This is a genomic window from Bartonella sp. AC130YNZD (genome assembly GCF_042196865.1).
Taxonomy (GTDB): Bacteria; Pseudomonadota; Alphaproteobacteria; order Rhizobiales; family Rhizobiaceae; genus Bartonella.
Map to the genome: position 1 here is coordinate 128,077 of NZ_JBHIQZ010000002.1, position 21,924 is coordinate 150,000.

At 36.9% G+C, this 21,924-nt stretch carries 22 protein-coding genes; 10 read left to right on the forward strand and 12 right to left on the reverse strand.

The annotated features are described in order from the left end of the window. Window positions 1-147: 147 nt before the first annotated feature. The 5 genes from ACFINU_RS01485 to rpsF form a co-directional block, all read right to left on the reverse strand. Complete coding sequence (locus ACFINU_RS01485) at window positions 148-1,638, reverse strand: replicative DNA helicase (protein WP_375617652.1); 1,491 nt, start codon at window positions 1,636-1,638, stop codon at window positions 148-150. Between the two features lie 588 nt (window positions 1,639-2,226). Further along, on the reverse strand, window positions 2,227-2,823 hold the full coding sequence (gene rplI, locus ACFINU_RS01490) for a 50S ribosomal protein L9 (protein WP_375617653.1): 597 nt from the start codon (window positions 2,821-2,823) through the stop codon (window positions 2,227-2,229). Between the two features lie 25 nt (window positions 2,824-2,848). Beyond that, entirely contained in the window at window positions 2,849-3,829 is a 981-nt protein-coding gene (locus tag ACFINU_RS01495; protein ID WP_375617654.1) for a hypothetical protein, read from the reverse strand. Window positions 3,830-3,977: 148 nt separating this feature from the next. Beyond that, window positions 3,978-4,226 (reverse strand): 30S ribosomal protein S18, encoded by a 249-nt coding sequence (rpsR, locus tag ACFINU_RS01500; RefSeq protein ID WP_012754957.1) that lies wholly within the window; start codon window positions 4,224-4,226, stop codon window positions 3,978-3,980. Further along, window positions 4,226-4,633 carry a 30S ribosomal protein S6 gene (rpsF, locus tag ACFINU_RS01505; RefSeq protein WP_375617655.1) on the reverse strand — a complete coding sequence of 136 codons (408 nt, stop codon included), beginning with the start codon at window positions 4,631-4,633 and terminating at the stop codon, window positions 4,226-4,228. Before rpsF ends, rpsR begins: the two co-directional genes overlap by 1 nt. A gap of 334 nt (window positions 4,634-4,967) precedes the next feature. Here rpsF and ACFINU_RS01510 point away from each other — a divergent pair, with 334 nt between their 5' ends. From ACFINU_RS01510 to gmk, 7 genes are all read left to right on the forward strand, one after another. Continuing rightward, entirely contained in the window at window positions 4,968-5,555 is a 588-nt protein-coding gene (locus ACFINU_RS01510) for an undecaprenyl-diphosphatase (protein ID WP_375617656.1), read from the forward strand. Between the two features lie 77 nt (window positions 5,556-5,632). Further along, complete coding sequence (gene fabD / locus ACFINU_RS01515; protein ID WP_375612933.1) at window positions 5,633-6,577, forward strand: ACP S-malonyltransferase; 945 nt, start codon at window positions 5,633-5,635, stop codon at window positions 6,575-6,577. An 18-nt stretch (window positions 6,578-6,595) separates the two neighbouring features. Then, window positions 6,596-7,333 carry a 3-oxoacyl-[acyl-carrier-protein] reductase gene (gene fabG, locus ACFINU_RS01520; protein ID WP_375617657.1) on the forward strand — a complete coding sequence of 246 codons (738 nt, stop codon included), beginning with the start codon at window positions 6,596-6,598 and terminating at the stop codon, window positions 7,331-7,333. Between the two features lie 260 nt (window positions 7,334-7,593). After that, window positions 7,594-7,830 (forward strand): acyl carrier protein, encoded by a 237-nt coding sequence (locus tag ACFINU_RS01525; protein WP_004860281.1) that lies wholly within the window; start codon window positions 7,594-7,596, stop codon window positions 7,828-7,830. Between the two features lie 101 nt (window positions 7,831-7,931). Next, window positions 7,932-9,194, forward strand: coding sequence for a beta-ketoacyl-ACP synthase II (gene fabF / locus ACFINU_RS01530; RefSeq protein ID WP_375617658.1), 1,263 nt, complete (start codon window positions 7,932-7,934; stop codon window positions 9,192-9,194). Between the two features lie 95 nt (window positions 9,195-9,289). Continuing rightward, window positions 9,290-10,399 carry an endolytic transglycosylase MltG gene (gene mltG, locus ACFINU_RS01535; RefSeq protein ID WP_375617659.1) on the forward strand — a complete coding sequence of 370 codons (1,110 nt, stop codon included), beginning with the start codon at window positions 9,290-9,292 and terminating at the stop codon, window positions 10,397-10,399. Window positions 10,400-10,689: 290 nt separating this feature from the next. Then, window positions 10,690-11,367, forward strand: coding sequence for a guanylate kinase (gene gmk / locus ACFINU_RS01540; RefSeq protein WP_375617660.1), 678 nt, complete (start codon window positions 10,690-10,692; stop codon window positions 11,365-11,367). A gap of 29 nt (window positions 11,368-11,396) precedes the next feature. Here the strand turns inward: gmk and rsmA are convergent, their stop codons facing one another. The 6 genes from rsmA to lptF form a co-directional block, all read right to left on the reverse strand. Then, window positions 11,397-12,227, reverse strand: coding sequence for a 16S rRNA (adenine(1518)-N(6)/adenine(1519)-N(6))-dimethyltransferase RsmA (gene rsmA / locus ACFINU_RS01545; RefSeq protein WP_375617661.1), 831 nt, complete (start codon window positions 12,225-12,227; stop codon window positions 11,397-11,399). Next, window positions 12,218-13,231 (reverse strand): 4-hydroxythreonine-4-phosphate dehydrogenase PdxA, encoded by a 1,014-nt coding sequence (gene pdxA / locus ACFINU_RS01550; RefSeq protein ID WP_375617662.1) that lies wholly within the window; start codon window positions 13,229-13,231, stop codon window positions 12,218-12,220. The genes rsmA and pdxA overlap by 10 nt, the downstream gene beginning before the upstream one ends. Continuing rightward, entirely contained in the window at window positions 13,231-14,187 is a 957-nt protein-coding gene (locus tag ACFINU_RS01555; RefSeq protein WP_375617663.1) for a SurA N-terminal domain-containing protein, read from the reverse strand. The genes pdxA and ACFINU_RS01555 overlap by 1 nt, the downstream gene beginning before the upstream one ends. Window positions 14,188-14,296: 109 nt before the next feature. After that, window positions 14,297-16,657 (reverse strand): LPS-assembly protein LptD, encoded by a 2,361-nt coding sequence (locus ACFINU_RS01560; protein ID WP_375617664.1) that lies wholly within the window; start codon window positions 16,655-16,657, stop codon window positions 14,297-14,299. Beyond that, window positions 16,658-17,749, reverse strand: a complete 1,092-nt coding sequence (gene lptG / locus ACFINU_RS01565; protein WP_375617665.1) for an LPS export ABC transporter permease LptG — start codon at window positions 17,747-17,749, stop codon at window positions 16,658-16,660. Further along, complete coding sequence (gene lptF, locus ACFINU_RS01570) at window positions 17,746-18,936, reverse strand: LPS export ABC transporter permease LptF (RefSeq protein WP_375617666.1); 1,191 nt, start codon at window positions 18,934-18,936, stop codon at window positions 17,746-17,748. The genes lptG and lptF overlap by 4 nt, the downstream gene beginning before the upstream one ends. A gap of 406 nt (window positions 18,937-19,342) precedes the next feature. Between lptF and ACFINU_RS01575 the strand changes: the two genes are divergently transcribed. From ACFINU_RS01575 to ACFINU_RS01585, 3 genes are read left to right on the forward strand one after another with little or no spacing between them, the layout of a single operon-like run. Then, a complete protein-coding gene (locus tag ACFINU_RS01575) occupies window positions 19,343-19,789 on the forward strand; it encodes a DNA polymerase III subunit chi (protein ID WP_375617667.1) in 447 nt (148 codons plus the stop codon). Beyond that, window positions 19,789-19,968 carry a hypothetical protein gene (locus ACFINU_RS01580; protein ID WP_375617668.1) on the forward strand — a complete coding sequence of 60 codons (180 nt, stop codon included), beginning with the start codon at window positions 19,789-19,791 and terminating at the stop codon, window positions 19,966-19,968. Before ACFINU_RS01575 ends, ACFINU_RS01580 begins: the two co-directional genes overlap by 1 nt. Further along, window positions 19,958-20,221: a hypothetical protein gene (locus tag ACFINU_RS01585; RefSeq protein WP_375617714.1), complete on the forward strand. Its 264-nt coding sequence runs from the start codon at window positions 19,958-19,960 to the stop codon at window positions 20,219-20,221. Before ACFINU_RS01580 ends, ACFINU_RS01585 begins: the two co-directional genes overlap by 11 nt. Here the strand turns inward: ACFINU_RS01585 and ACFINU_RS01590 are convergent. After that, on the reverse strand, window positions 20,218-21,507 hold the full coding sequence (locus ACFINU_RS01590) for an MFS transporter (protein WP_375617669.1): 1,290 nt from the start codon (window positions 21,505-21,507) through the stop codon (window positions 20,218-20,220). The two genes, ACFINU_RS01585 and ACFINU_RS01590, sit on opposite strands and share 4 nt — an antisense overlap. Window positions 21,508-21,924 lie beyond the last annotated feature (417 nt).

Consider the following 21,924-nt stretch of genomic DNA (forward strand, 5'->3'; position numbering starts at 1 on the left):
TTAAATAGCAAATAACGGCGGCTAGAATCATTGAAAAATGATTCTTTGTAAGAAATTTTATTCTTGATAAGAACTACATTTTTTAATAAGAAGAATGGTTTCACAATTTTGACAGATAAATTGAATACGGTTGCATGCCATTTTGATTTAACCAATTTGCTCTGGAAGATAATTACTATCGGCTAGATCACTAAAGCGTGTGAAGTCAGATTGAAAGGCAAGGGGAACGATTCCTGTCGGACCATGGCGCTGTTTTGCAATAATAACATCAGCTTTTCCAAAAGCTTTGTCCATTATTTCTAGCCATTTTTGATGTTCCAAAGTGTTTAGTTTTGGTTCTTCATTTTTGAGATAATATTCTTCGCGATAGACAAACAGAACGATATCGGCATCTTGCTCAATTGAACCAGATTCACGTAAATCTGAGAGCTGTGGACGTTTATCTGTTCTATTTTCTACTTGACGAGAAAGTTGAGAGAGAGCGATAATAGGAATATTCAATTCTTTTGCTAATGCTTTTAATCCTGTGGTAATTTCTGTGATCTCTTGAACACGATTTTCTGATGAACGCTTTGAACTGCTTGTCATGAGTTGGATATAGTCAATAAACAAGATATCTAAACCATGTTGCCGCTTGAGACGCCGCGCACGAGCAGCTAATTGCGTAATTGATATTCCCCCAGTTTGATCAATATAAAGTGGTGCCTTTTGTAGTTGGTTCACCGCACGAATAATTTTTGAAAATTGTTCATCTGAAATATTGCCACGCCGAATATCAGAAGAAGAGACTTCTGTTTGTTCAGAAATAATACGGGTTGCAAGCTGTTCGGATGACATCTCAAGTGAGAAGAATCCCACAATGCCGCCTTCATTTTCTTGGATATTGGCATTACGATTATAAGCATTAGCAATATTAAAGGCAATATTGGTAGCCAGTGAGGTTTTACCCATACCAGGGCGGCCCGCAAGGATAATTAAGTCAGATGCTTGTAATCCTCCCATTTTTTCATCAAGTGTTTTAATATGGGTGGCTATCCCTGATAATTGTGAAGAGCGCTTTTTCGCAGCACTTGCCATATCGATAGCTTTTTTAATAGCCTCATTAAAATTTTCAAATCCACCTCCATATTTCCCTTTTTCTGCTAGCTCAAATAACTGATTTTCAACAGTTTCAATTTGTTGGGTAGGCGTGAGCTCTACAGGAGCATCAAAGGCTGTATTGACAACTTGAGTTCCAAGGTTAATCAAAGACCGTCGGATAAAAAGATCGTAAATGACGCGTCCATAATCTTCAGCGTTAATAATAGTGACTGCCTCTGTGGCTAAGCGAACAACATATTGGTATACAGTAATATCTCCAATTTTTTCTTCCATTTGGATATAGGGCTTGATTGTAACTGGATCTACACGTTTTCCTGTTTTAATAAGGTGAGATAAAACATGATAAATTTTTTGATGCAATGGTTCAAAAAAATGTTCTGGTTTTAGAAAATCTGAAACGCGGTCAAGAGAATCATTGTTGATAAAGATGGCACCAAGCAATGCCTGTTCAGCTTCAATATTATGCGGAAGTTGCCGAAAAGAAGGAGAATCCTCTTTCTTTGAAGAGCTGACATTAACAACGTTAGTTTCTTCCATAATATTTTTCCACTAAAATTCTAAGTCTAGCTACTTTAGGCGATAAATTGAAAATCGTATAATTAAAAGAATAGAGCTACAAACCTTCATTTTAAGTTAAAATTATATAATTTTTTAAAACTCTCTTTTCGTTTCTCATTTATCATTTGTGTATTATTTATATAACGTCTATCTATTTTATAATATGTGATTTTAAAGTGGAAGTTTTGCTACTCTAAATTTAAGTATTTTTAAGTTACTTAACCTTAAAATTCCAATATCTGTGTAAGTAGAATTATTTTTTTATAACTGAAATTATTTCAGATCATGTGAGGATGTAATCAACTTAACGCTCATACAAACTTTAGCCTTAAGGGTAGAACTTTAAATTATTTTTGCTTTATATGCTGGAAAACAAAAGACATTTCCTCTTAGTAATATTATCATTCTCGGCATGTAATGCCTTTAAATAGTATACTTCTAATTCTTTCATAAAAATAAGGTTCTTTATGTACGATAGCCATAAAATACTCACTTTTAAAGTGTGAGTATTTTATGAGCGATATTTATAATGGAATAAAAAATATAAAACAGAAAGAAAAATAGCAATTAAGCTTCTTGATGAGAACTGTTTATATCGTTGTCATTAATTTCTTCTGCCAATAATTCTTCCTGACTTTCTTCTAATAATTCTTCTTGAATATTATATATTTCTTTAGCCGAAGTGAGAGTTTCACCTTCTGCTTGGCGTTGTGCTTCACTGGTAGAACGCGCAACGTTAATAATCACAGAAATTTGAACCTCTGGATGTAAACTAAGAGTGATAGTGTGAAGACCGATCATTTTTATTGGATGATTAAGTTCGATTTGATTTCTTCCAATAGAAAAGCCTTCATCTGTTATGATTTCAGCAATATCACGTGTTGACACAGAACCATAAAGTTGTCCCGTTTCACCAGCAGAACGAACAACAATGAATGATTGTCCATCAAGTTTTTCAGAAATTTTTTGCGCTTCGCTTTTGCGTTCAAGATTACGTGCTTCAAGTTGTGCACGTTGTACCTCAAAATGTTTTTTATTAGCTTCATTTGCGCGTAAAGCTTTACCTTGAGGCAAGAGAAAATTACGCGCATAACCATCTTTAACTGAGACAATATCACCCATCTGACCAAGACGAGGAATGCGCTCAAGTAAAATAATATCCATAGTTTTTCCTTTCGAACAAATAAATTTAGTGGAGTTTTTTGCGTGATTGAAAATTGTATTGAATAGCAGCCCAAATTCCCATCAAAAGTACCATGAAAACAATAGGTGGAGCAAAAACGACTGTAAAAATAGCAATATAAACAAGAGAAAGTATAATAATTCGACCGTTTACCCCTTTTGTAATATTGTGAAGATATGCTAGACCGCTAATTAATATGATGACAATGTATGCAGTACTAAAGACAAGGGTACTCAAGTTAAGAGAAGCGCTCAGCTCAACCATCGATGTTATGCAAACAATAATGAAAATAATAATTCCAGAAATTGGAAGGCGGAGAGTTTGGCTCCAATCATCACGGGGTCTTTTCAGCCATTTCATATGTTGTGCTGCTATAATGGAAAAGTAAAGGTTACCAATGAGAAAAACCAAACTATAAAGAGTCAAAGAAAAAGCAGTAAAAGTTGCTGTATGCGTCATTAAAAGCTCACTAAAAGCGCGTATATAGGCTTCTTTTATTGACTGTGTTTGTTGCAGAGTTTGTGCTATGTTTTCGGTGATTTTTTTTGCAACGATGGGTGTGGAAGGACGTGTTTGAACATAGAGCCCAATGAAAGTTGCTATAAGAGCGATAAAATTAGTTAAATGAAAAATAACCGATGATAATGGATACCATATCAGTTCATTTTCTTTTTGCGCTGGTCGTGCAAGCCCAAGAAGCCAAGAAGCATAGACAGCAGGAAGGAAAAATAAGACCATAAAGCCAAGAGCAATATAGGTATTAGTGGTTATGATAAGAACAACAGTAGCACTTATGAGGGCGATGAGACTGGCTAATGTTCCTTGACCGAACGCAACAATAAAAATTGGTAATGAAAGAAAGCAGCCAAGAAGAAGAGAAAAAAAGGGCACGATATTTGCAACACTGATGATTGCCAGCCCTATCACAACAGCAAATAATCCTGCTAAAATACCGGTTAATATCTCATAAGTACGATTTTTTTTCATTTATTGCTGTCCTGCTTTCTGCAGTTAGAGGCGTATCAATACCCCAACTTTGACATTTAATAGCTTAACATAGGATACAACAAGCTATTTTAAACCATATAAGAAAAGCAACTGGAGAAACTCTCCAGTTGCATAGCATATTGATTGCTTACTTTATAACGTACGGAAGTAAGCCTAAAAAGCGAGCACGTTTGATAGCATTAGCTAATTCACGCTGTTTTTTCTGACTAACAGCAGTAATCCGTGAAGGAACAATTTTCCCACGTTCGGAAATATAACGTTGTAACAACTTGATGTCTTTATAATCAATTTTGGGAGCATTGGTCCCTGAAAAAGGACATGTTTTACGACGACGATGAAAGGGGCGACGTGCAGAGTTTTGATTAGTATCAGTCATCATTCTACCCCTTCTATAGTATTTTCACGTTGACGACGTGGAAAACGAGGACGCTCTTCATCATGTCCAATGTGACTATTGCGATCAAGGTGTGAGAGCATAGCAGATTTTTCTTTTTCGTGTTGTTCTACGCGAATGGTCATATAACGCAAAATATCTTCATTGATGCGCATCTGACGCTCCACTTCAGCAATTGCTGAAGCTGGTGCATCAATATTGACTAAGACATAATAAGCTTTACGGTTTTTCCGAATACGGTAAGCAAGAGGACGAAGTCCCCAATTTTCTATACGCCCAACTTTTCCACCATGCGCTTCAATGACACCTTTGTAGAGACTCAAAAGTTCATCAACTTGCTGCGGAGCAATGTCTTGTCGGGCAAGGAACATATGTTCATAAAGAGCCATTGTTTTGCCTTTCTTCAATTAAATTTCACCGGTTTTAGCGCAAAGCCTCTGCGACTTGTCTTTTTTGGAAATCCAAAGAAGAAAGGACGCGTTTACAATTCGAGACATCTCAGAGCGGAGACACGGGAGGCCGGAAACATTGTATTTCCTACTGATATTTTACAGCCCTCCGTTCAACCTCCAGCTAAAGTGCCGGCAACGAATATTTCATATCTACAGGTTATCTTTTAAAATAGCAAGTTTATGCACATAAAAAATTGATTTGTTAAATCTTGATATATTTCCTTCTTCTACAAAAAGATAATACTGTAATATAAAGGCAAAGGAGGGAAAAATGGACTTTTTAAACCAGATTGATGTTACACTCTTTGAAATGTTTGTCGGCAATCATCAAGCTTGGTCGATTATAGTTTTGTTTAGTATTTTTTGTGCAAAGTTTTTAATTTATATTATTCCTCTCCATCTTTGTGCGTTGTGGTTTTGTAGTGGGGAGAGGGAACGGTGTGTTGTGCTAAGCATTTGCATGAGTATTTGTGCATCTCTTTTCATAGGTTATCTCATTTCTCTTTTTTATTTTCATCCTCGCCCATTCGTGGTAGGGCTGACGACACCGCTTATTCAACATCGTGCAACAGCTTCTTTTCCTAGTAATCATGCCTTGACCATTGCATCTTATGCAGCTAACTTTTATTTTTACCGATACAAAGTTACTTTTAAATTTGCCACCGTATTTTTGTGTTTGATCTGTTGGGCGCGCATCTTTGTGGGTGTACATTATCCCTTTGATATTTTAGCAGGTGCACTTTTAGGAAGTCTCATAAGTTTGGGTGTTATTCAGTTTATAGCACCCTATTTTCCTAAGTTTTTATATCAAATTCCGCCCTTAAAATATAATTTTAAGTGTGGTATTCGTTTTAAATAAAGGGCTTTATATTGATTTGTGCGGATGAATAAGGTCAAAAGAAAATAATTTAATTGTACAGTTTTAGGAGTTGATAAATGGGTGCAGCTTTTATTTTTCCAGGGCAGGGGAGTCAACTTGTTGGTATGGGGAAAGCGCTTGCAGAGCAATTTATTGTCGCAAGGATGGTTTTCGAGGAAGTTGATGATGCTTTGGGTGAGAAATTATCAAAGATCATTTTTGAAGGACCAGCAGATGTTTTAACGTTAACAGCAAATGCACAACCGGCATTAATGGCTGTATCTATGGCTGTCATTCGTGTGATGAAACAATTAGGGCTTCGTATAGAAGAAAAGGTAAGGTTTGTTGCTGGTCATTCTTTAGGCGAATATTCGGCTCTTTGTGCTGCTGGTACATTTACTCTCACAGATACGGCAAGACTTTTGCGTATTCGTGGCAATGCTATGCAGGCTGCTGTCGCGGTTGGTGAAGGTTCTATGGCTGCATTAATTGGTTTAGAAGAGCACATTGTGGAAGAAATTTGTGAAACTGTTTCTGGAGAAGGACTATGTCAGATTGCTAATGATAATGGTGGTGGGCAAATTGTTATTTCCGGTAAAGCAAAAGCAGTTGAGGCAGCGGTAGAGATTGCATCAACAAAAGGTGCAAAACGTGCACTTCTTCTTCCTGTTTCTGCACCTTTTCATTCATCTTTAATGCAACCTGCTGCTGATGCCATGAAGAAAGCACTTTTGACTGTTAACAAAATGTCCCCTATTGTTCCTTTGATTGCCAATGTTTCTGTTGCACCTGAGAGCAATCCAGAGCGTATTACTACTCTTCTTGTCCAACAAGTGACTGGGAGGGTGCGATGGCGTGAAACAATAGAATGGATCGCTGCTAATGGAGTTGATACGCTTTTTGAAGTTGGTTCTGGAAAAGTTTTAACAGGTTTAACGCGTCGTATTAACAAAGATATAAAGGGGGTAACCATTGGAACAGTTGATGAAATAGAATCAGCGCTAGGTATGCTTGGCGTTTAATCTATAAGGAGTTAAAAGATGTTTAGATTAACAGGACGTAAAGCTCTTGTAACGGGGGCTTCGGGAGGAATTGGTGAGGCAATTGCACGCTGCTTTCATGCACAAGGAGCCATTGTTGGACTTCATGGAACACGTGAAGAAAAGCTCAGAGAAGTGGCGGCAGAATTAGGGCAGAATGTTTTTGTATTTCCCGCTAATCTTTCTGAACGCCAATCGATTAAACAATTGGCTGAAGTTGCAGAGAGAAAAATGGATGGCGTCGATATTTTGGTTAACAATGCAGGAATCACTAGGGATGGTCTTTTTGTGCGTATGCAAGATAAAGACTGGGATGATGTTTTAGAAGTTAACCTAACAGCTGCTTCTCTTTTGACGCGTGAATTAATACATTCTATGATGCGCCGCCGTTATGGAAGAATTATTAACATTACATCTGTTGTTGGTGTAGTGGGAAATCCTGGACAAACGAATTATTGTGCTGCAAAAGCAGGCTTGATAGGTTTTTCTAAAGCATTGGCACAAGAAATTGCTTCGCGAAATATCACTGTCAATTGTATTGCTCCAGGATTTATTAAATCTGCAATGACAGACAAGCTTAATGAAAAGCAAAAAGAAGCCATTATGGCTGCAATTCCAATGAAGCGTATGGGAAGTGGGCAAGAAATAGCTACTGCTGCTGTTTATTTAGCAAGCGATGAAGCAGCCTATACGACAGGTCAAACACTCCATATCAATGGTGGAATGGCAATGATATGAGTATTTATTTTATTCCACATTGATTTATGAGTTGTATTATTTTAGATAGTAACGATTGAAATGGATAGATGCATCTATTTCTTTAATATGGTCGTTAATCAATTGATGTCGGAATGTCAGATTGGTTCATTTTGTAGGGGATATCCACAGGATGTTTTAAATCATTACTAAAATCTTTTAAAGTAATGCATCTATTGCTTGATTAGATGAACCGATATAGTTAACCAAATTATAGGAAATATAAATTCGAGGATTTCAACATGAGTGATACAGTAGAGCGCGTTAAAAAAATTATCGTGGAACATCTTGGGGTTAATGCTGATAAAGTTGTAGAAAATGCAAGCTTTATCGATGATCTAGGGGCTGATAGCCTTGATACGGTTGAACTCGTTATGGCTTTTGAAGAAGAGTTTGGGGTAGAAATTCCAGATGAAGCTGCTGAAACGATTTTTACAGTTGGCGATGCAGTCAAGTTCATTGATAAAGCTTCTGCGTGATTACTAAAGGGCAAAGGCATAAATTGCTTTTGCCTATATTCTTCGGAGCTCTTTTGAAAAGAGAGCTTTGAGAGGTGAAGTTTAGTTCAAGGTTAGAAGTTATGAAACGTGTTGTTGTTACTGGTTTAGGATTGGTATCTCCATTAGCTGGTAATATTGAATATAGTTGGAAACGACTTCTTGAAGGAAGAAGTGGTGTCCGACGTATCACTGAGTTTGATGTGTCAGATTTGCCATGCCAGATTGCTGCGCGTATCCCCTTAGGGGATGGAACAGAGGGGACCTATAATGCTGATTTGTATATGGAACCTAAGGAGCAACGTAAAGTTGATGCATTTATTGTTTATGCAATGGCCGCTGCTAACCAAGCGCTTGCAGATGCCGAATGGTTTCCTAAGAGTGATGAAGATCAGATTTGTACAGGTGTGTTAATTGGTTCGGGAATTGGGGGAGTTGAAGGTATCGTTGAAGCTGGTTATACGCTTCGTGATAAGGGACCACGTCGTGTTTCTCCCTTTTTTATTCCAGGTCGTTTGATTAATCTTGCTTCTGGTTATGTGTCTATTCAATATGGTTTACGGGGGCCTAATCATTCTGTTGTAACAGCTTGTTCAACAGGGGCGCATGCGATTGGTGATGCGGCACGTTTGATTATGTTTGGTGATGCAGATGTCATGGTGGCAGGGGGGACTGAATCTCCGATAAATCGGATATCTCTTGCAGGTTTTGCAGCTTGTAGAGCTCTTTCTACTTGTCGCAATGATGATCCTGAACGGGCGTCACGTCCTTATGATACTGATCGTGATGGTTTTGTGATGGGGGAAGGAGCAGCTGTTGTTGTTTTAGAAGAGCTGGAACATGCCAAAAAACGAGGAGCACGTATTTATGCTGAGGTTATTGGCTATGGTTTATCTGGTGACGCTTACCACATTACAGCACCTTCAGAAAGTGGTGAAGGGGCTCAGCGTAGTATGATAGCTGCTCTTAAGCGTGCACAAGTGAATGTGAGTGAACTTGATTATATTAATGCTCATGGTACATCTACGATGGCTGATTCCATAGAGCTAGCGGCTGTTGAGCGTGTTTTAGGGAGTTATGCACCACAAGTTTCTATGTCATCAACGAAATCATCTATCGGGCATTTACTTGGTGCAGCCGGTGCTGCTGAGGCTATTTTTTCTATTTTAGCTATACGGGATAATATAGCCCCAGCGACACTTAATCTTGACAATCCATCGATTGAAACAAAAATCGATCTTGTACCACACAAACCGCGTGAACGAAAGATTGATACGATTCTTTCTAATTCTTTTGGATTTGGTGGGACAAATGCATCGTTGGTGATGCGACGTTTTAGGGGATAATAAGTATTTTATTTAATTTCTGCTTTTGAGTTTTCTACTTTATTATAAGGTGAATGAGAAATTATAATATTATCCTTAATCGCTATTGAGGGGTTATGTCCGATGTGAAAAATGGAAAATCATTAAAGGACGTAAGTGATTCCTCTTCGAATCATTTAGCAGATAGTTATGACATGTTAATACATAAAAAACGAAAGAAATCATCTATCGTCCGTAATCCATTGGTCATTCTCGGTCATTTTTTTCTTATGCTGATTGTGATTATTCTTTTTGCCATAAGTATTCCTCTTTATATTGGAAAAAGTATTTTTGAAGAAAAGGGAAAAATTGAGGAAGAACAAATTGTTCTTATCCATCCTGGTACCGGAATTCGTGAAATTGCTTCATTGCTAGAAAAACGTGGTTTTATTCGATCATCAGATATTTTTGTTTATGGGGTTGGTTATCACCAAAAAACAACGCATCTGAAGGCTGGTGAATATTTAATTCCAGCTCATGCTTCGATGCAGGATATTATGGATATTCTTGTGAAAGGAAAATCTATAGAATATACATTTACAGTACCTGAAGGTTTAACGGTTCAGCAAGTTTTCGATCGATTAGCTGCGAATGAAATTTTGATTGGAGACCTTCCAAAAATTTTGCCTCCAGAAGGCTGTTTAATGACGGATACTGTTCGTTTTATTCGGGGGACAACGCGTAAAGAGATTGTAAATAGATTGCGTGAAGGACAGACAAAATTAATTCATGATATATGGGCTACGCGTTCACCTGATTTACCTATTAAATCAATTGATGAATTTGTTATATTAGCCTCAATTGTTGAGAAAGAAACGGGAATTGCAGCAGAAAGACCAATGGTTGCTGCGGTATTTTATAACCGCCTTACAAAGCATATGCGTCTTCAATCGGATCCAACAGTGATTTATGGTCTCTTCGGAGGAAAAGGAAAACCATCCGGTCGTGCGATTTATCGTTCAGATCTTGAGAAGGAAACACCATATAATACTTATAAAATTAATGGTTTGCCCCCAACGGCTATTGCAAATCCAGGTCGAGATTCTTTGAAAGCGGTGGCACATCCACCAAGCAGTGATGCACTTTATTTTGTTGCTGATGGTTCAGGAGGGCATGTTTTTTCTCGAACTTTAGAAGAACATAATATGAATGTTCGCAAGTGGCGAGAATTAAAGGCAAGACATTGAATTTATAGTGATAACACCATCGTAAATGAAAATCTCAAATATAGTAAAATTTTTCTATTTAAACTTTTTATGAGAATGATAAAAAATTATTTTCTTGTCTGTCACAAGTGGGATTAGCGTATGGATAAAAATATTTAAGAAAGAAGTGAATATACTGCTAATACCTTATCTCAAAAAAGAGCAGAATAACATTGAGAATTTCTAAGAAAACACATTGATTAGGGGATAGGTTGAGATAATGTATAATTCAAACTTTGGAGAAACATTTATGAACAAAGTAGAGTGATGTAATGACAGTCTTTGAAAGTAAATTGAGTACTATAAAAATGAATCAACGCCGCGGTTTTTTATTTATTCTCTCTTCACCTTCAGGTGCTGGTAAATCAACAATCTCTCGATTACTTCTAAAAGAGGGACAATTAGAGCTTTCCGTAAGTATGACCACAAGGAAAAGGCGTCCTAGTGAAGTAGATGGGCTGCATTATTACTTTATTTCAAAAGAAGAGTTTGAATATAAGCGTGATAGGGATGAATTTATTGAGTGGGCAGAAGTTCACGGAAATTATTATGGCACTTTACGTGAAACTGTTGAAAGCGCATTGAATGCTGGCCAAGATATGTTATTTGATATTGATTATCAAGGTACCGAGCAGCTGCAAAAAAAGATGCTAGGAGACACTGTATCTGTTTTTATTCTTCCACCATCAATGAAAGAGCTTGTTTCGCGTTTACATCGTCGAGCAGAAGATAGTCAAGATACTATCAATTTGCGATTGGAAAATGCACGAACGGAGTTAAAGCATTGGCTTTCTTATGATTATGTTGTGATTAACGAAGATTTAGATCAGTCTTTATCTTTTATTAAATCAATTTATTTAGCTGAAACCGTAAAACGTGAGCGTTGTTCTTATCTTGGCTCTTTTGTTGATGGGCTTATTGCTGAAAAAATCGATAAATGTTGTGTTTAAAAAAGGTTTTATAACACAAAGTGTATTTTTTAGAGCACTAGATGCGCTAAAGTTACAAATTCAGAAACCGAGAGCGTTTCAGCACGGCGCGTTCCATCAATTCCAGCTTTTTCTAATAGCTCTTCACCTCCAAGTATTTTGAGATTTTGACGAAGCATTTTTCGTCTTTGTCCAAAGGCGGTTTTTGTGACGAGGCTTAGTTTTTTTGCAGAGCAGGCAAGAGGTTGTGTTCGCGGAATAATATGAACAACGGAAGACGTTACTTTAGGTATTGGTATGAAGGCTTGAGGGGGGACATCAAAAGCAATTTTAGCAGTGGTACGCCAGCCAGTTAAGACACTAAGACGTCCATAATGAGTAGATTGAGGTTTAGCTGTAATCCGTTTGGCAACTTCACGTTGAAACATCAATGTCATTGATTCATAAAAAGGAGGCCATGGTTCAGTTAAAAGCCAATTTAATAAGAGTTGTGTCCCAATATTATAGGGAAGATTTGCAATAATGCGCGGTTTTACAGGGCTTGTTTCAAAGAGTTTTGAGAAGTCTTGCTTCAGTGCATCATTACAAATAACTTTTAATTTTTTAGGATAGTGTTTTTCTATTTCTAAGAGAGCCGGTATGCAGCGCTCATCGCGTTCTATTGCTGTTACAATGGCACCCTTTGCTAGCAAGGCACGTGTGAGACCTCCAGGACCTGGACCAATTTCAAGAACAGGTTTTCCTTCTATATTGCCTGCTTGATGAGAAATTTTAGATGTTAAATTAAGATCAAAAAGAAAATTCTGCCCCAAAGATTTATGCGCTTGTAATCCATATATATCAATGACCTCACGCAGAGGAGGGAGATTATCTATTGGCATGGGTTTAAACTATTTTTTGCAAGTTGATTTGCAAGTTTAAGAGCAGCAATAAAGCTTTCGGGAGAGGCTATCCCTTTATCAGCAATGTCAAAAGCAGTTCCGTGATCTGGAGACGTGCGAATAAAAGGTAGACCTAACGTGACATTAACAGTGCTATCAAAGTCTAATGTCTTAACAGGGATAAGGGCTTGATCATGATACATACAAATGGCAACGTCATATGCTTTTCTTGCGCATTCATGGAACATTGTGTCGGCAGGCAGCGGGCCTGCAATATTGAGTCCTTTCTTTTTAAGATATTCAATAGCAGGAGTGATAACTTCAATATCTTCTTTTCCCATTGCACCTTCTTCTCCAGCATGAGGATTAAGACCAGCAACAGCTAGTCGGGGTGACGTTATTTTAAACCTTGTTTTTAAGTCATATTCAGTAATAAGTACCGTTTGAATAATTAAATCAGGGGTAAGCTGTGAAGGAACATTTTTAAATGGAATATGAACAGTTATTGGTACTGTTTTTAATCGGGGTCCTGCTAACATCATAACTGGATGATAACATTTATGAAAAGCTTTATGGGCTAAATCGGCTAAAAATTCTGTATGACCTGGAAATTGAAAACCCGCATCATAAAGACTCTTTTTTGCAATAGGACAAGTGATAAGTGCACATGCATGGCCATTTTGAATCAATTGAACACAACGTTTAATTGATTCAATAATTCCAGCGGCATTATTCGATGAAGGTATACCTAATTGATCACTTTGTTTGTTTTTTAACGGTATGATAGGAAGAGCGTTTTGAAATTTTTTTGCAGGATTATTGATTAAAACAGATTGCACCTCAACATCAATCTGTAAAAAACGAGCGCGCGAACGAATAACATCTGGATCAGCAAGAAGTACAAAAGGTGGAATTTGGCGCGTAACACGCAAATTCCACGCTTTTAGTACTATTTCAGGACCAATTCCGGCAGGATCACCACCGCTAACAATAAGAGCAGCCATTATGAATTTTGAATGCGTGCCACTCGCCGCAGTTCTCCTAAATATTTTTCGCTTAATTCTTCAAGTTTTTGCGGGCTTCTTTTTTTACTATCTTGAAGAGAAAATATCAGTCGAGCGACATAATCATCAGAAACTCTTTTTATTTTGCAGACAGCAATTGCTTCGATTCCATCAGATGTTTCTTGTAATTTTGTCATTTTGCCAGCAGGCGTTTCAAGAATAGCTTGTTCCCATGCATTAGGAAGTTGTGGCTCCAGAAACTTTCCTAAGTGGCGGATAGTAACGTCTAAAATACCTCTTGCTTGATTGTGAGCATTGGCACATCCACGGAAATGTGCGCGAAAATTACTTGCTTCTCTTTGACGTCTTTCAAAGATTTCTAAACGACGATGTGCAGGAATGACAAAAACAATTCGCTGTAATGTATATTCGTTGGTTGAAGGTTTTACACCACCATTTTTTAATATTCTGCGTACAGCTTCTTGTTCGCTAATCATACCTGTTTCAGCTTGATAGCGTGCACTAACAAGACGCCCCCATCCTATTTGTCCACGGATGTAATCTTTAAAGTGTTGCACAGTGATCTCAGTTTGGATCAGAATCTGGTTGAGCTGATCAATCGTCATATTATTTTGTGTCGCAAAATTCTCAAAAGCTCTATCAACTTCATCATTGCTTACTTCAATATTACGACGTTTTATTTCAATATTTTTTAGCTTTTCGTCAATAAGCTCTTTTTTAGCCTGTGCCACCAAATTGCCTTGCTTTTGTTGTAACCTGAGAAAAGAAAGGCGTCTTTGTATATCATAATTTGTGATGGGGTTGCCATTAACTGTAACAACAATAGAAGTCTGCGCAAAGACTGTCGGAATAAAAAATCCATTTATTAGCAGGCTACTTACGCTCAAAGACGCAATATAAAATAAAGCAAGAAAACGCTTTTTCAATTTATTCATGTAAATAGGCTTTCGCATTGTTTATTAATTCTCATCAACAACTTAAAATACACGCTTTCTTTCATAAAAACAATGATAAGTTAAATGACTGATACATTCCCTTTATAAATTAATCTATCTTTTTTCCTATATCTGCAATCGTACGCAATGAAAGAGAGAAATTAAAGTTTTGCAAGGGGGCTTTCCTGCCTGGATTCGTTACCTGTTGATAACCGAATGTTAACCCGAAACATTCGTCCATATAACTCAAGCTAATTCCTCGCTTTATAAATGTACCAGATACTAAATCATAACCGGCGTTGCTATTAATAGACCAATAATCTGCCAATTTAAGTCCTGTTTGAAAAGAAATTTCTTGGCGCTCTTGAGAATATTCATAATCTGGTTGCTTTGCGATATAGGCATATTGTAGAGCCGCCCAAAAATTTTGCCATTTTTGTGATGCTTCGATTTCACTACGGCGCATTTTTCCTGTTTTTTTGTCAAAGCGTCCACGCGTTTCTAAGGAAAAACCACTTTTATGGGTTGTACCAAACATTGCAACATAGTCTGAACGTTTTGCCTCTAAGCTAGAATGAGTACCGACATTGATAAAGTCCTTTTCTGCAAAAGAATTCTTTCCTGCTAGATGAAAGGATTGTCCAATGAGACCATAAAGAGACCAATTATCATTAAGGCTTCCAGAATATCTTATACCTATATTGGCTCTTGTACCACCTTCTACACGATCATAACCAGAAAATTTGTCTCGTTGAAAGAGAGTGGTTGCATCAAAGACAAAGCTTTGAGCATCTTCATTAGGAATTTGTCCAATATATTGTTCATTATTGCGTATAAAAATTTGTGCAGTTGGTTCTATAATATGTGTAGAATGATCAGCGGTAATGAGGAAGGGATAGCGTAGTTCCAACCCTGCTGTTGCCATGCCACGAATTGCTGAACCATGAGTTGCGGATAAGGCATTGTTTTCTATAGAATCTGTATGATTTTTGCTTGCATTGGTTGTAATGATATCAGCTCGTAGAGAGAGAAGAGGGGTTAAGATGAGTCCATTGTGCGTGTTGAAGCGCTTTTTCCACTGAAGCTCGTTTGTTAAACGCAAACTATTTCCAGCCATACCAGAAAGTCTTACTGTATTGAGAGGGTTTCCGTTCTGGTCGGGTGAATTGAAGTCAGCATGGCGACGATAAACTGATTGTATATTACTATGGAAGGTAAGCTCTCCATTATAAATGGGTTCATCTGGTGTGAAAAAATAATCGATGCGTGGTAAGACCCACGCTTGTCGAGAGTGACGTTCATAATGAGGATCATTCAGTATTGAATCTTGAACTTTAAAATGATAAAAACGCATATCAAAATAATTTTTTCCTGCAAGACCATTCAAATAGATCTGAGAAAGTTGTGTAGGATTGTTATAGTTTTCAAGTTTATAGGCACGACTAAAATGCCGATCCGATTGTGCAAGAATATCCCATCCATAAGTCCAGTGTGAGTTAATACGAAAATCCCCCTTTGTCGCCAGCATATAACGGTTTTTATGTTGGGCATCAATCGTATCATTATCAAATCTATGCGGTTTCATTTGATATATATGAGCAAAGCGAATGTTATAACGGCCCGTTTTTAAACGCTGACGCCATTCCCCTTCGGTTAAAAGCCCTTGTTGGGTATAAACCGTAGAATAAAGGGTAAAATCATAATGGGGGGCGAGATTCCAGAAATAAGAATTCTTTATCCCTATACCGAGATAATCAGTATAAAAAAAATGAGGAGTAAGCAGACCGCTAGCACGCCTGACAGTTGGATCATAGATCTCAAAATTTGGAAATTTTATAATCGGTACACCAAAAACTTCAAAACTGCTATTTTCAAACCGAATTTTTTTGACGCTATTATTCCATATGATCTTTCTTGCTTTAATTTTCCATAGGACGTCTCGATCTGGTTTATAAGAGCAAGGTTCACAGGCTGTATAGGTTGCATTTTCAAAGACTGTTATGTGATTGTGTTTGCGTGTAGCATTTTGGGCTGAAAAGTGAACATTGTTGGCTGTATCAATACGTAAGGCGTTTACAAAACCCTCGCCAAGATCTTGGGTCATATCAATTTGGTTGGAATAAATTTTATTACCATCCTTTTGAGTAATTTCAACGTTCCCTTGTGCTATAAGCCGTCCTGTTTTTTGATTGTAAATAATTTTTTGAGCGACAACTTTATTGCCATCATATTCGATTTGGACATTACCGTGTGCAGAAACAGTGTTTTCATCACGATTGTAGATGAGTTCATCCGCAGAGAGCAAAAGAGGAGGTTCCGGATTTTGAATGCGACTTTGAGAAGGAGATTGAAGGCTTTGAGCGTGCGCACAATAAGATAAAGCACCTCCTAAAATAACCCCCACAATACTTTTAAAAGCGAGAGCACTTAATTTTGTTAAAATAGTTTTTTTAAGTGTTAATGCTTTCACTTAGCCATCCTCTTTATGAAGTAAAAAAGAGATTCCTAAGAATAACGCAATAACAACGGGTGTCCAAGCTGCAATAATTGGTGGAATATATCCAGCATTACCAAAAGCTTGAACAAGTACGGAAATAACATAAAGTATAAACCCAGCTATTACGCCACCAAGAATCAACATTCTAGATTGCCCAAAACGTGTAAAATTTAAAGATACAGTTGCTGCAATGAGGGTCATTGCCACAAGCAATGCCGGTAATGCAATCAGAGATTGGAAATACATATCAAAATTATTAGCAGAATAGCCAAATGAACGTGCAATTATAATTTTTTTTGGCAATTGGTAAAATGGAATAGTTGCGGGATTCACTAAACGTTCCGTTAAAAATTCAGGTTTTAGATTGGTTTTTATTTGCAACACGGTAAATTTTTCAGGAGGATGCCCTATTTTATAGATTGTTCCATTTGTTAATAGCCAAAATCCATTAGTCAAGGTTGCTTTTGGGACGTTAATCCAATTTTTAACGGTTGCATTGTCATTGTATTGTACAAAGGTTGCATCGAGAAGAGAAAGTCCTTGATCGGTGATAGATTTAGCACCAATGGTTGTTCTGCCTAAATTTGTACGTTGTGTTAACCAGTGGATACTTGTATTGTGAAGAGGTGTTAGTACATTGTGATTGCGCCATTCAGTCATCTTTTTTTCTGCTTGAGAAAATCCCCATGCAGCAAGTGGATTAATGAGAAGAATTGAAAATAATCCTAAAAGAAAAGCTCCAAAACAAGCTGGCATAAGAAATTGCCATGCAGAAACACCGATTGAACGAGTCACCACAAGTTCAAGTTTTTTGTTGAGCGAGATAAGCGTTGCTATTGCAGAAAAGAGTGCAATGAAAGGGATAAGTTGTTGCATGATAAAAGGGATGCGTAAAACAGAGAGGAAAAATACATCTTTTGCTGTATAATGCGGAAGGGAAGATAGCCTACCGGAATTCTCTGTGAAATCGATTAAAAGAGCAAGAACAAAAATGCTTCCCAAGAAATAACAAGTTATTTTAAGATAACGTATAAAAAAATATCGTCCAAGTGTCCACCCAATCATGATATTTTATCCGAGGAATCTTGAGATTTTCGATGTTCAAATTTGTTCATTATTTTTTGAAAAGCGATTTGAAGTATCTCATTAACTTTTGTGGGAAGCCCAATTTTATGATTCGTTAAAAGCATAAAAAAGACAAATGCACTTGTTCCTATAGGTATAATATAAAGGAGAGGAACGTATGCAAGATCGCTTTTTGCTTTTTCTGCGAAAAAATATCCTATCCAATATACCAGAAAAGAAAGGGCAATTGCCCAGAGGTTTGCGGAATGACGAGCTTGTCGATGGGAGCGTACATCCCCTGCCGCTGCTAATGCAATAAGTGAAAAAACAATAGGGTAGAGCCATTGTGTTAATCTGCGGTGAAATTCAGCTTTATATTGGAGTGGTTTTCGTTGATAGTAGGGATCTTTTGGGTCAGGGTTTTGTAAATAAGAAAGAGACCGATCTTTTGGATAAAGAGTAGGTGTTTTATCACTGGGGATAAACTCTCCTAGGCTAAAAGTATATGAGCTAAATTGCACGATTGAAACACTGTTATTTTGATGATTGACTCTTTCTATTTCACCGTTATTGAGAACCAGAAAACTGCCGTTTTTATTATTCACAATGGATGCGTCTGTTGCATAATAAAAAAGATCAGTTTTAGGATCACGCTGGTCGGCAATGAAAAGGCGTTCAAGTGTTCCATTTGGATTTCGTTCGCCAATTTCTATGTAAAGGTTATTGGCGAGTTTTTGAAAGCTCCCTTCACTAATGAATAGATTAATAAGATCAAAATGAGCGCTTGCTAGCATTTGTCGCATATGAAGACGCGCTTGAGGAACAACAAAATTAGCTATAGAAAAGGAGATACAGGATGTAACAATAGCAAGAAGAAGGATAGGTTTCCAAACAGTACTTTTAGGAAAACCAGAGGCATTGATGACAGCAAATTCTGAGTCTTGATGCATTGCTGAGAGGATGGTTGTAACTGCGATCACTAATGCAAATGGAATGACAAGAAAAATAACAGAAGGAACCAATGAGAGTGAAAATTGTAAGACTGTGAGGAGTGTTTGTTTACTTGTTGTGAGAAAGTTTATCCGTGCAAGAATTTGTACAGTCCAACTAACGCCCACTGCTGCAATCATGACAGAACTAAACAAAACAAGGACACGTTTCAGAATGTAGAACTCAATAATACGCATAAATTGGGGAAAATCCTCAGTTTTTAATTCGATAGCAAATATTCTTACTGCTTTCGGTTAAAATGTAATAAAGTTTGAAAAAACATCCTTTCATGAATTGGATATTTTTACCAAATAAATAATATAAAATTGCCTATGAGGTCCTCTTTAAATTTTCCGTACATTATATTTTATTTTCAACTATAGTCTACAAAGAAACTAGAAGAATCTAGAAAATAATTTAAAAAACTTTTTATTAACGTTGAAAATAAAAATTATTGTCTTTTAAAGATACGTGCAAAAAGATGATGCATCTCAATCAAAAAAGAGGGTTTATATCTTGAACCGTTTCCTTTGTATTAGGGATATAGAAGTTTTTTTTAAAAGATGTTAGCTTTTTTATAAAGAATGATGAAGGCTTAAGAGATTGGATATTTTATTCTATCATTTGACGCAGTCAACGCTGAAGGATATTTTGCCGACGCTTGTGGAGCGTGCATTGGCTCGTTTTGGTACAGTAACAATACAGTGTGTGAGTAAAGAACAACGCGATTCTATAGATATACATTTATGGGTTTATACTGATGAATCATTTATTGGACATGGAACGGAGTGTGATCAATATCCAAACTTTCAGCCTGTATTTCTTACGACAGGACAAGAAAATCCGAATGATTCAAAGATTCGTTTTCTCATAGAGGGAGCTGTTTGTTCGGATATTGATGCTTATCAACGGCTTGTTGTGATATTTGATGGTAGAAGTGAAGAGCAGTTGAATCTCGTTCGTGCACAGTGGAAAAAATATAAAATGGAAAATCATAATTTAACGTATTGGCAACAGACTGAAGATCATCGCTGGGAAAAACAGGTTTAATGCGTCTCGTATCTATTGTTCTGATTTTTATAGGATTACTGGGAATAGTAAATCCTGCACTTTTTATTACGGAAGGCTCAGGGGGAGGGCGTTGGGTTTTTATTGTGATTTTTCTTTTAGGCATGTTAAATATATGGACTATAATTAAAAAAATGAAACGCCATAATGATGATTATTGATCGAATTTTGCTTGTTTTATGGGCTGTGATGTTGGCCTTCTTTTGCGTTTCATGGTTGGGGACAACGCATATCTTATCAGAAATGTTTGCTGTTTTTTATATAAGCAATATTGCAGATTTTTTATTTTTCTTTTTGAGTGCCTTGTTCGCGGGAACATTGTGGTGGAAAATACCTCAACCCCTGTCTTTAAAAATGAAACTGGCAGCATTTTTGCTGCCAGTACTTATTTTATTCTTCTTTATTATATTTTAGTTGGATATTTCATTATCTGTAAATCCAACGAAGCAAATCAGTGAAATAAAAGAAGCAAGAAGCAAATAATAGCCGATATAAGATGTATCAAAATGTTGTACCAGATATTCTGCAATATAAGGCGCAAGAGAGGCTCCTACGATACCCGATAAGTTGAAAGTAATAGAAGAACCAGTATATCGAATTGCTGTTGGGTATGGTGAAGCCAAAACAGCACCAAGAGGACTGTATATCATCCCCATGATAGACAAACCGATAACAGACATTGCAAGGACTCCTATAACTCCAGAATTTAAGAAATAAGGAATTGCAAAAGAATAGATACCGGTGATGATTGTAACCCAAATCATCAAAGTTCGACGTCTAATACGATCAGCGAGTTTTCCAGTGATGACAGTAAAAATTCCACAGAAAATAGCACCAACAATTTCGACTTGAAGAGCTTGATAAAATGGCAATTGCAGATGGTTTGTTGAGTAGCTTAACAAATATGCAGTGACCAAGTAAAACAAAACAAATGTTGCCATACCAGAAAATATTCCAAGAAATAGGATTCGTGGACATTTTAAAAAGACATCGATGATAGGAACTTTGACACGTTCTTTACTTTCAAGAGTTTTTTTGAATTGAACAGTTTCATTGATTGAAAGACGGACCCATAATCCTATAATCATAAAAACAACTGAAGCAATAAAAGGAATGCGCCATCCCCAAGCTAAAAGTTCTTCATGATCAAGGAAATGCAACAGACCTAAATAAACGGCAATAGATAAAAATAAACCGATTGGAACACCCAATTGGGGGAACATCGCGTACCAGCCGCGCTTTTCTGGAGGGGCATTTTCTGTTGCGAGCAAAACAGCTCCTCCCCATTCTCCTCCTAATCCCATTCCCTGTCCAATACGGCACAAGGTCAAGAGGAAAGGGGCAAACCATCCAGCGGTTTCATAAGTAGGAAGAAAACCAATAATGACTGTTGAAAGACCCATTGTGAGAAGAGAAGCAATAAGTGTTGCTTTTCTTCCAATTTTATCTCCAAAATGTCCAAAAACAATTGATCCAAAGGGCCGAGCAAAAAAGGCCGCTCCAAAGATCAGGAAAGATTGTAAAATGGCAATCTGATCATTTTGTGTTGGAAAAAACACATGAGGAAATATGAGAGCTGCGGCAGTGGCAAAGACATAGAAATCAAAGAATTCAATTGTTGGGCCAATAAGGCTTGCAAACAAAATGCGACGAGGGGAATTTCTGTTGCTTGTAGCTTTCATTTCTGAGTTTATAGACATGAATAGAATGTCCCTTTCAGTATATGACAAATCAAATGACGAGTTAACTGACTATAACTATAGAAATTTCAAATCAGTGTCGAGTCAATATTATGACACTTCGTTATATATTAGAACAATGATTATGGACTGATGAGTATGAATAAGTGGTCTACATATTATCCATATTGAATAAAATAAAGACACTGCTTTAAATGCTGTAGAAGATGGCAATAGGTGGCCATAAACGCAGCTCTCATTCACATTGCTGTTTCTTTTAAAGTTTAATGCTATTTTTATCTATTAAGGAATCAATCTTCTTCGTAGATCGGTGTTTAGTGTCTTAAAATATTAAAAATATTTTTCATGGATGCAATTATAACACTTTTAAAGTGTATCTAAAACAAATTAAATCTTTTAGTTGTGCATACATTTTAA

Bases quoted from the DNA above. Each gene is read 5' to 3' on its own strand.
- fabG (WP_375617657.1), top strand. From the start codon at position 6,596: ATGTTTAGATTAACAGGACGTAAAGCTCTTGTAACGGGGGCTTCGGGA.
- ACFINU_RS01555 (WP_375617663.1), bottom strand. From the start codon at position 14,187: ATGAATAAATTGAAAAAGCGTTTTCTTGCTTTATTTTATATTGCGTCT.
- fabF (WP_375617658.1), top strand. From the start codon at position 7,932: ATGAAACGTGTTGTTGTTACTGGTTTAGGATTGGTATCTCCATTAGCT.
- rplI (WP_375617653.1), bottom strand. From the start codon at position 2,823: ATGGATATTATTTTACTTGAGCGCATTCCTCGTCTTGGTCAGATGGGT.
- pdxA (WP_375617662.1), bottom strand. From the start codon at position 13,231: ATGGCTGCTCTTATTGTTAGCGGTGGTGATCCTGCCGGAATTGGTCCT.
- rsmA (WP_375617661.1), bottom strand. From the start codon at position 12,227: ATGCCAATAGATAATCTCCCTCCTCTGCGTGAGGTCATTGATATATAT.
- ACFINU_RS01510 (WP_375617656.1), top strand. From the start codon at position 4,968: ATGGACTTTTTAAACCAGATTGATGTTACACTCTTTGAAATGTTTGTC.
- rpsR (WP_012754957.1), bottom strand. From the start codon at position 4,226: ATGACTGATACTAATCAAAACTCTGCACGTCGCCCCTTTCATCGTCGT.
- gmk (WP_375617660.1), top strand. From the start codon at position 10,690: ATGACAGTCTTTGAAAGTAAATTGAGTACTATAAAAATGAATCAACGC.
- ACFINU_RS01590 (WP_375617669.1), bottom strand. From the start codon at position 21,507: ATGTCTATAAACTCAGAAATGAAAGCTACAAGCAACAGAAATTCCCCT.
- rpsF (WP_375617655.1), bottom strand. From the start codon at position 4,633: ATGGCTCTTTATGAACATATGTTCCTTGCCCGACAAGACATTGCTCCG.
- mltG (WP_375617659.1), top strand. From the start codon at position 9,290: ATGTCCGATGTGAAAAATGGAAAATCATTAAAGGACGTAAGTGATTCC.
- lptF (WP_375617666.1), bottom strand. From the start codon at position 18,936: ATGCGTATTATTGAGTTCTACATTCTGAAACGTGTCCTTGTTTTGTTT.
- ACFINU_RS01495 (WP_375617654.1), bottom strand. From the start codon at position 3,829: ATGAAAAAAAATCGTACTTATGAGATATTAACCGGTATTTTAGCAGGA.
- fabD (WP_375612933.1), top strand. From the start codon at position 5,633: ATGGGTGCAGCTTTTATTTTTCCAGGGCAGGGGAGTCAACTTGTTGGT.
- lptG (WP_375617665.1), bottom strand. From the start codon at position 17,749: ATGATTGGGTGGACACTTGGACGATATTTTTTTATACGTTATCTTAAA.
- ACFINU_RS01485 (WP_375617652.1), bottom strand. From the start codon at position 1,638: ATGGAAGAAACTAACGTTGTTAATGTCAGCTCTTCAAAGAAAGAGGAT.
- ACFINU_RS01580 (WP_375617668.1), top strand. From the start codon at position 19,789: ATGCGTCTCGTATCTATTGTTCTGATTTTTATAGGATTACTGGGAATA.
- ACFINU_RS01525 (WP_004860281.1), top strand. From the start codon at position 7,594: ATGAGTGATACAGTAGAGCGCGTTAAAAAAATTATCGTGGAACATCTT.
- ACFINU_RS01585 (WP_375617714.1), top strand. From the start codon at position 19,958: ATGATTATTGATCGAATTTTGCTTGTTTTATGGGCTGTGATGTTGGCC.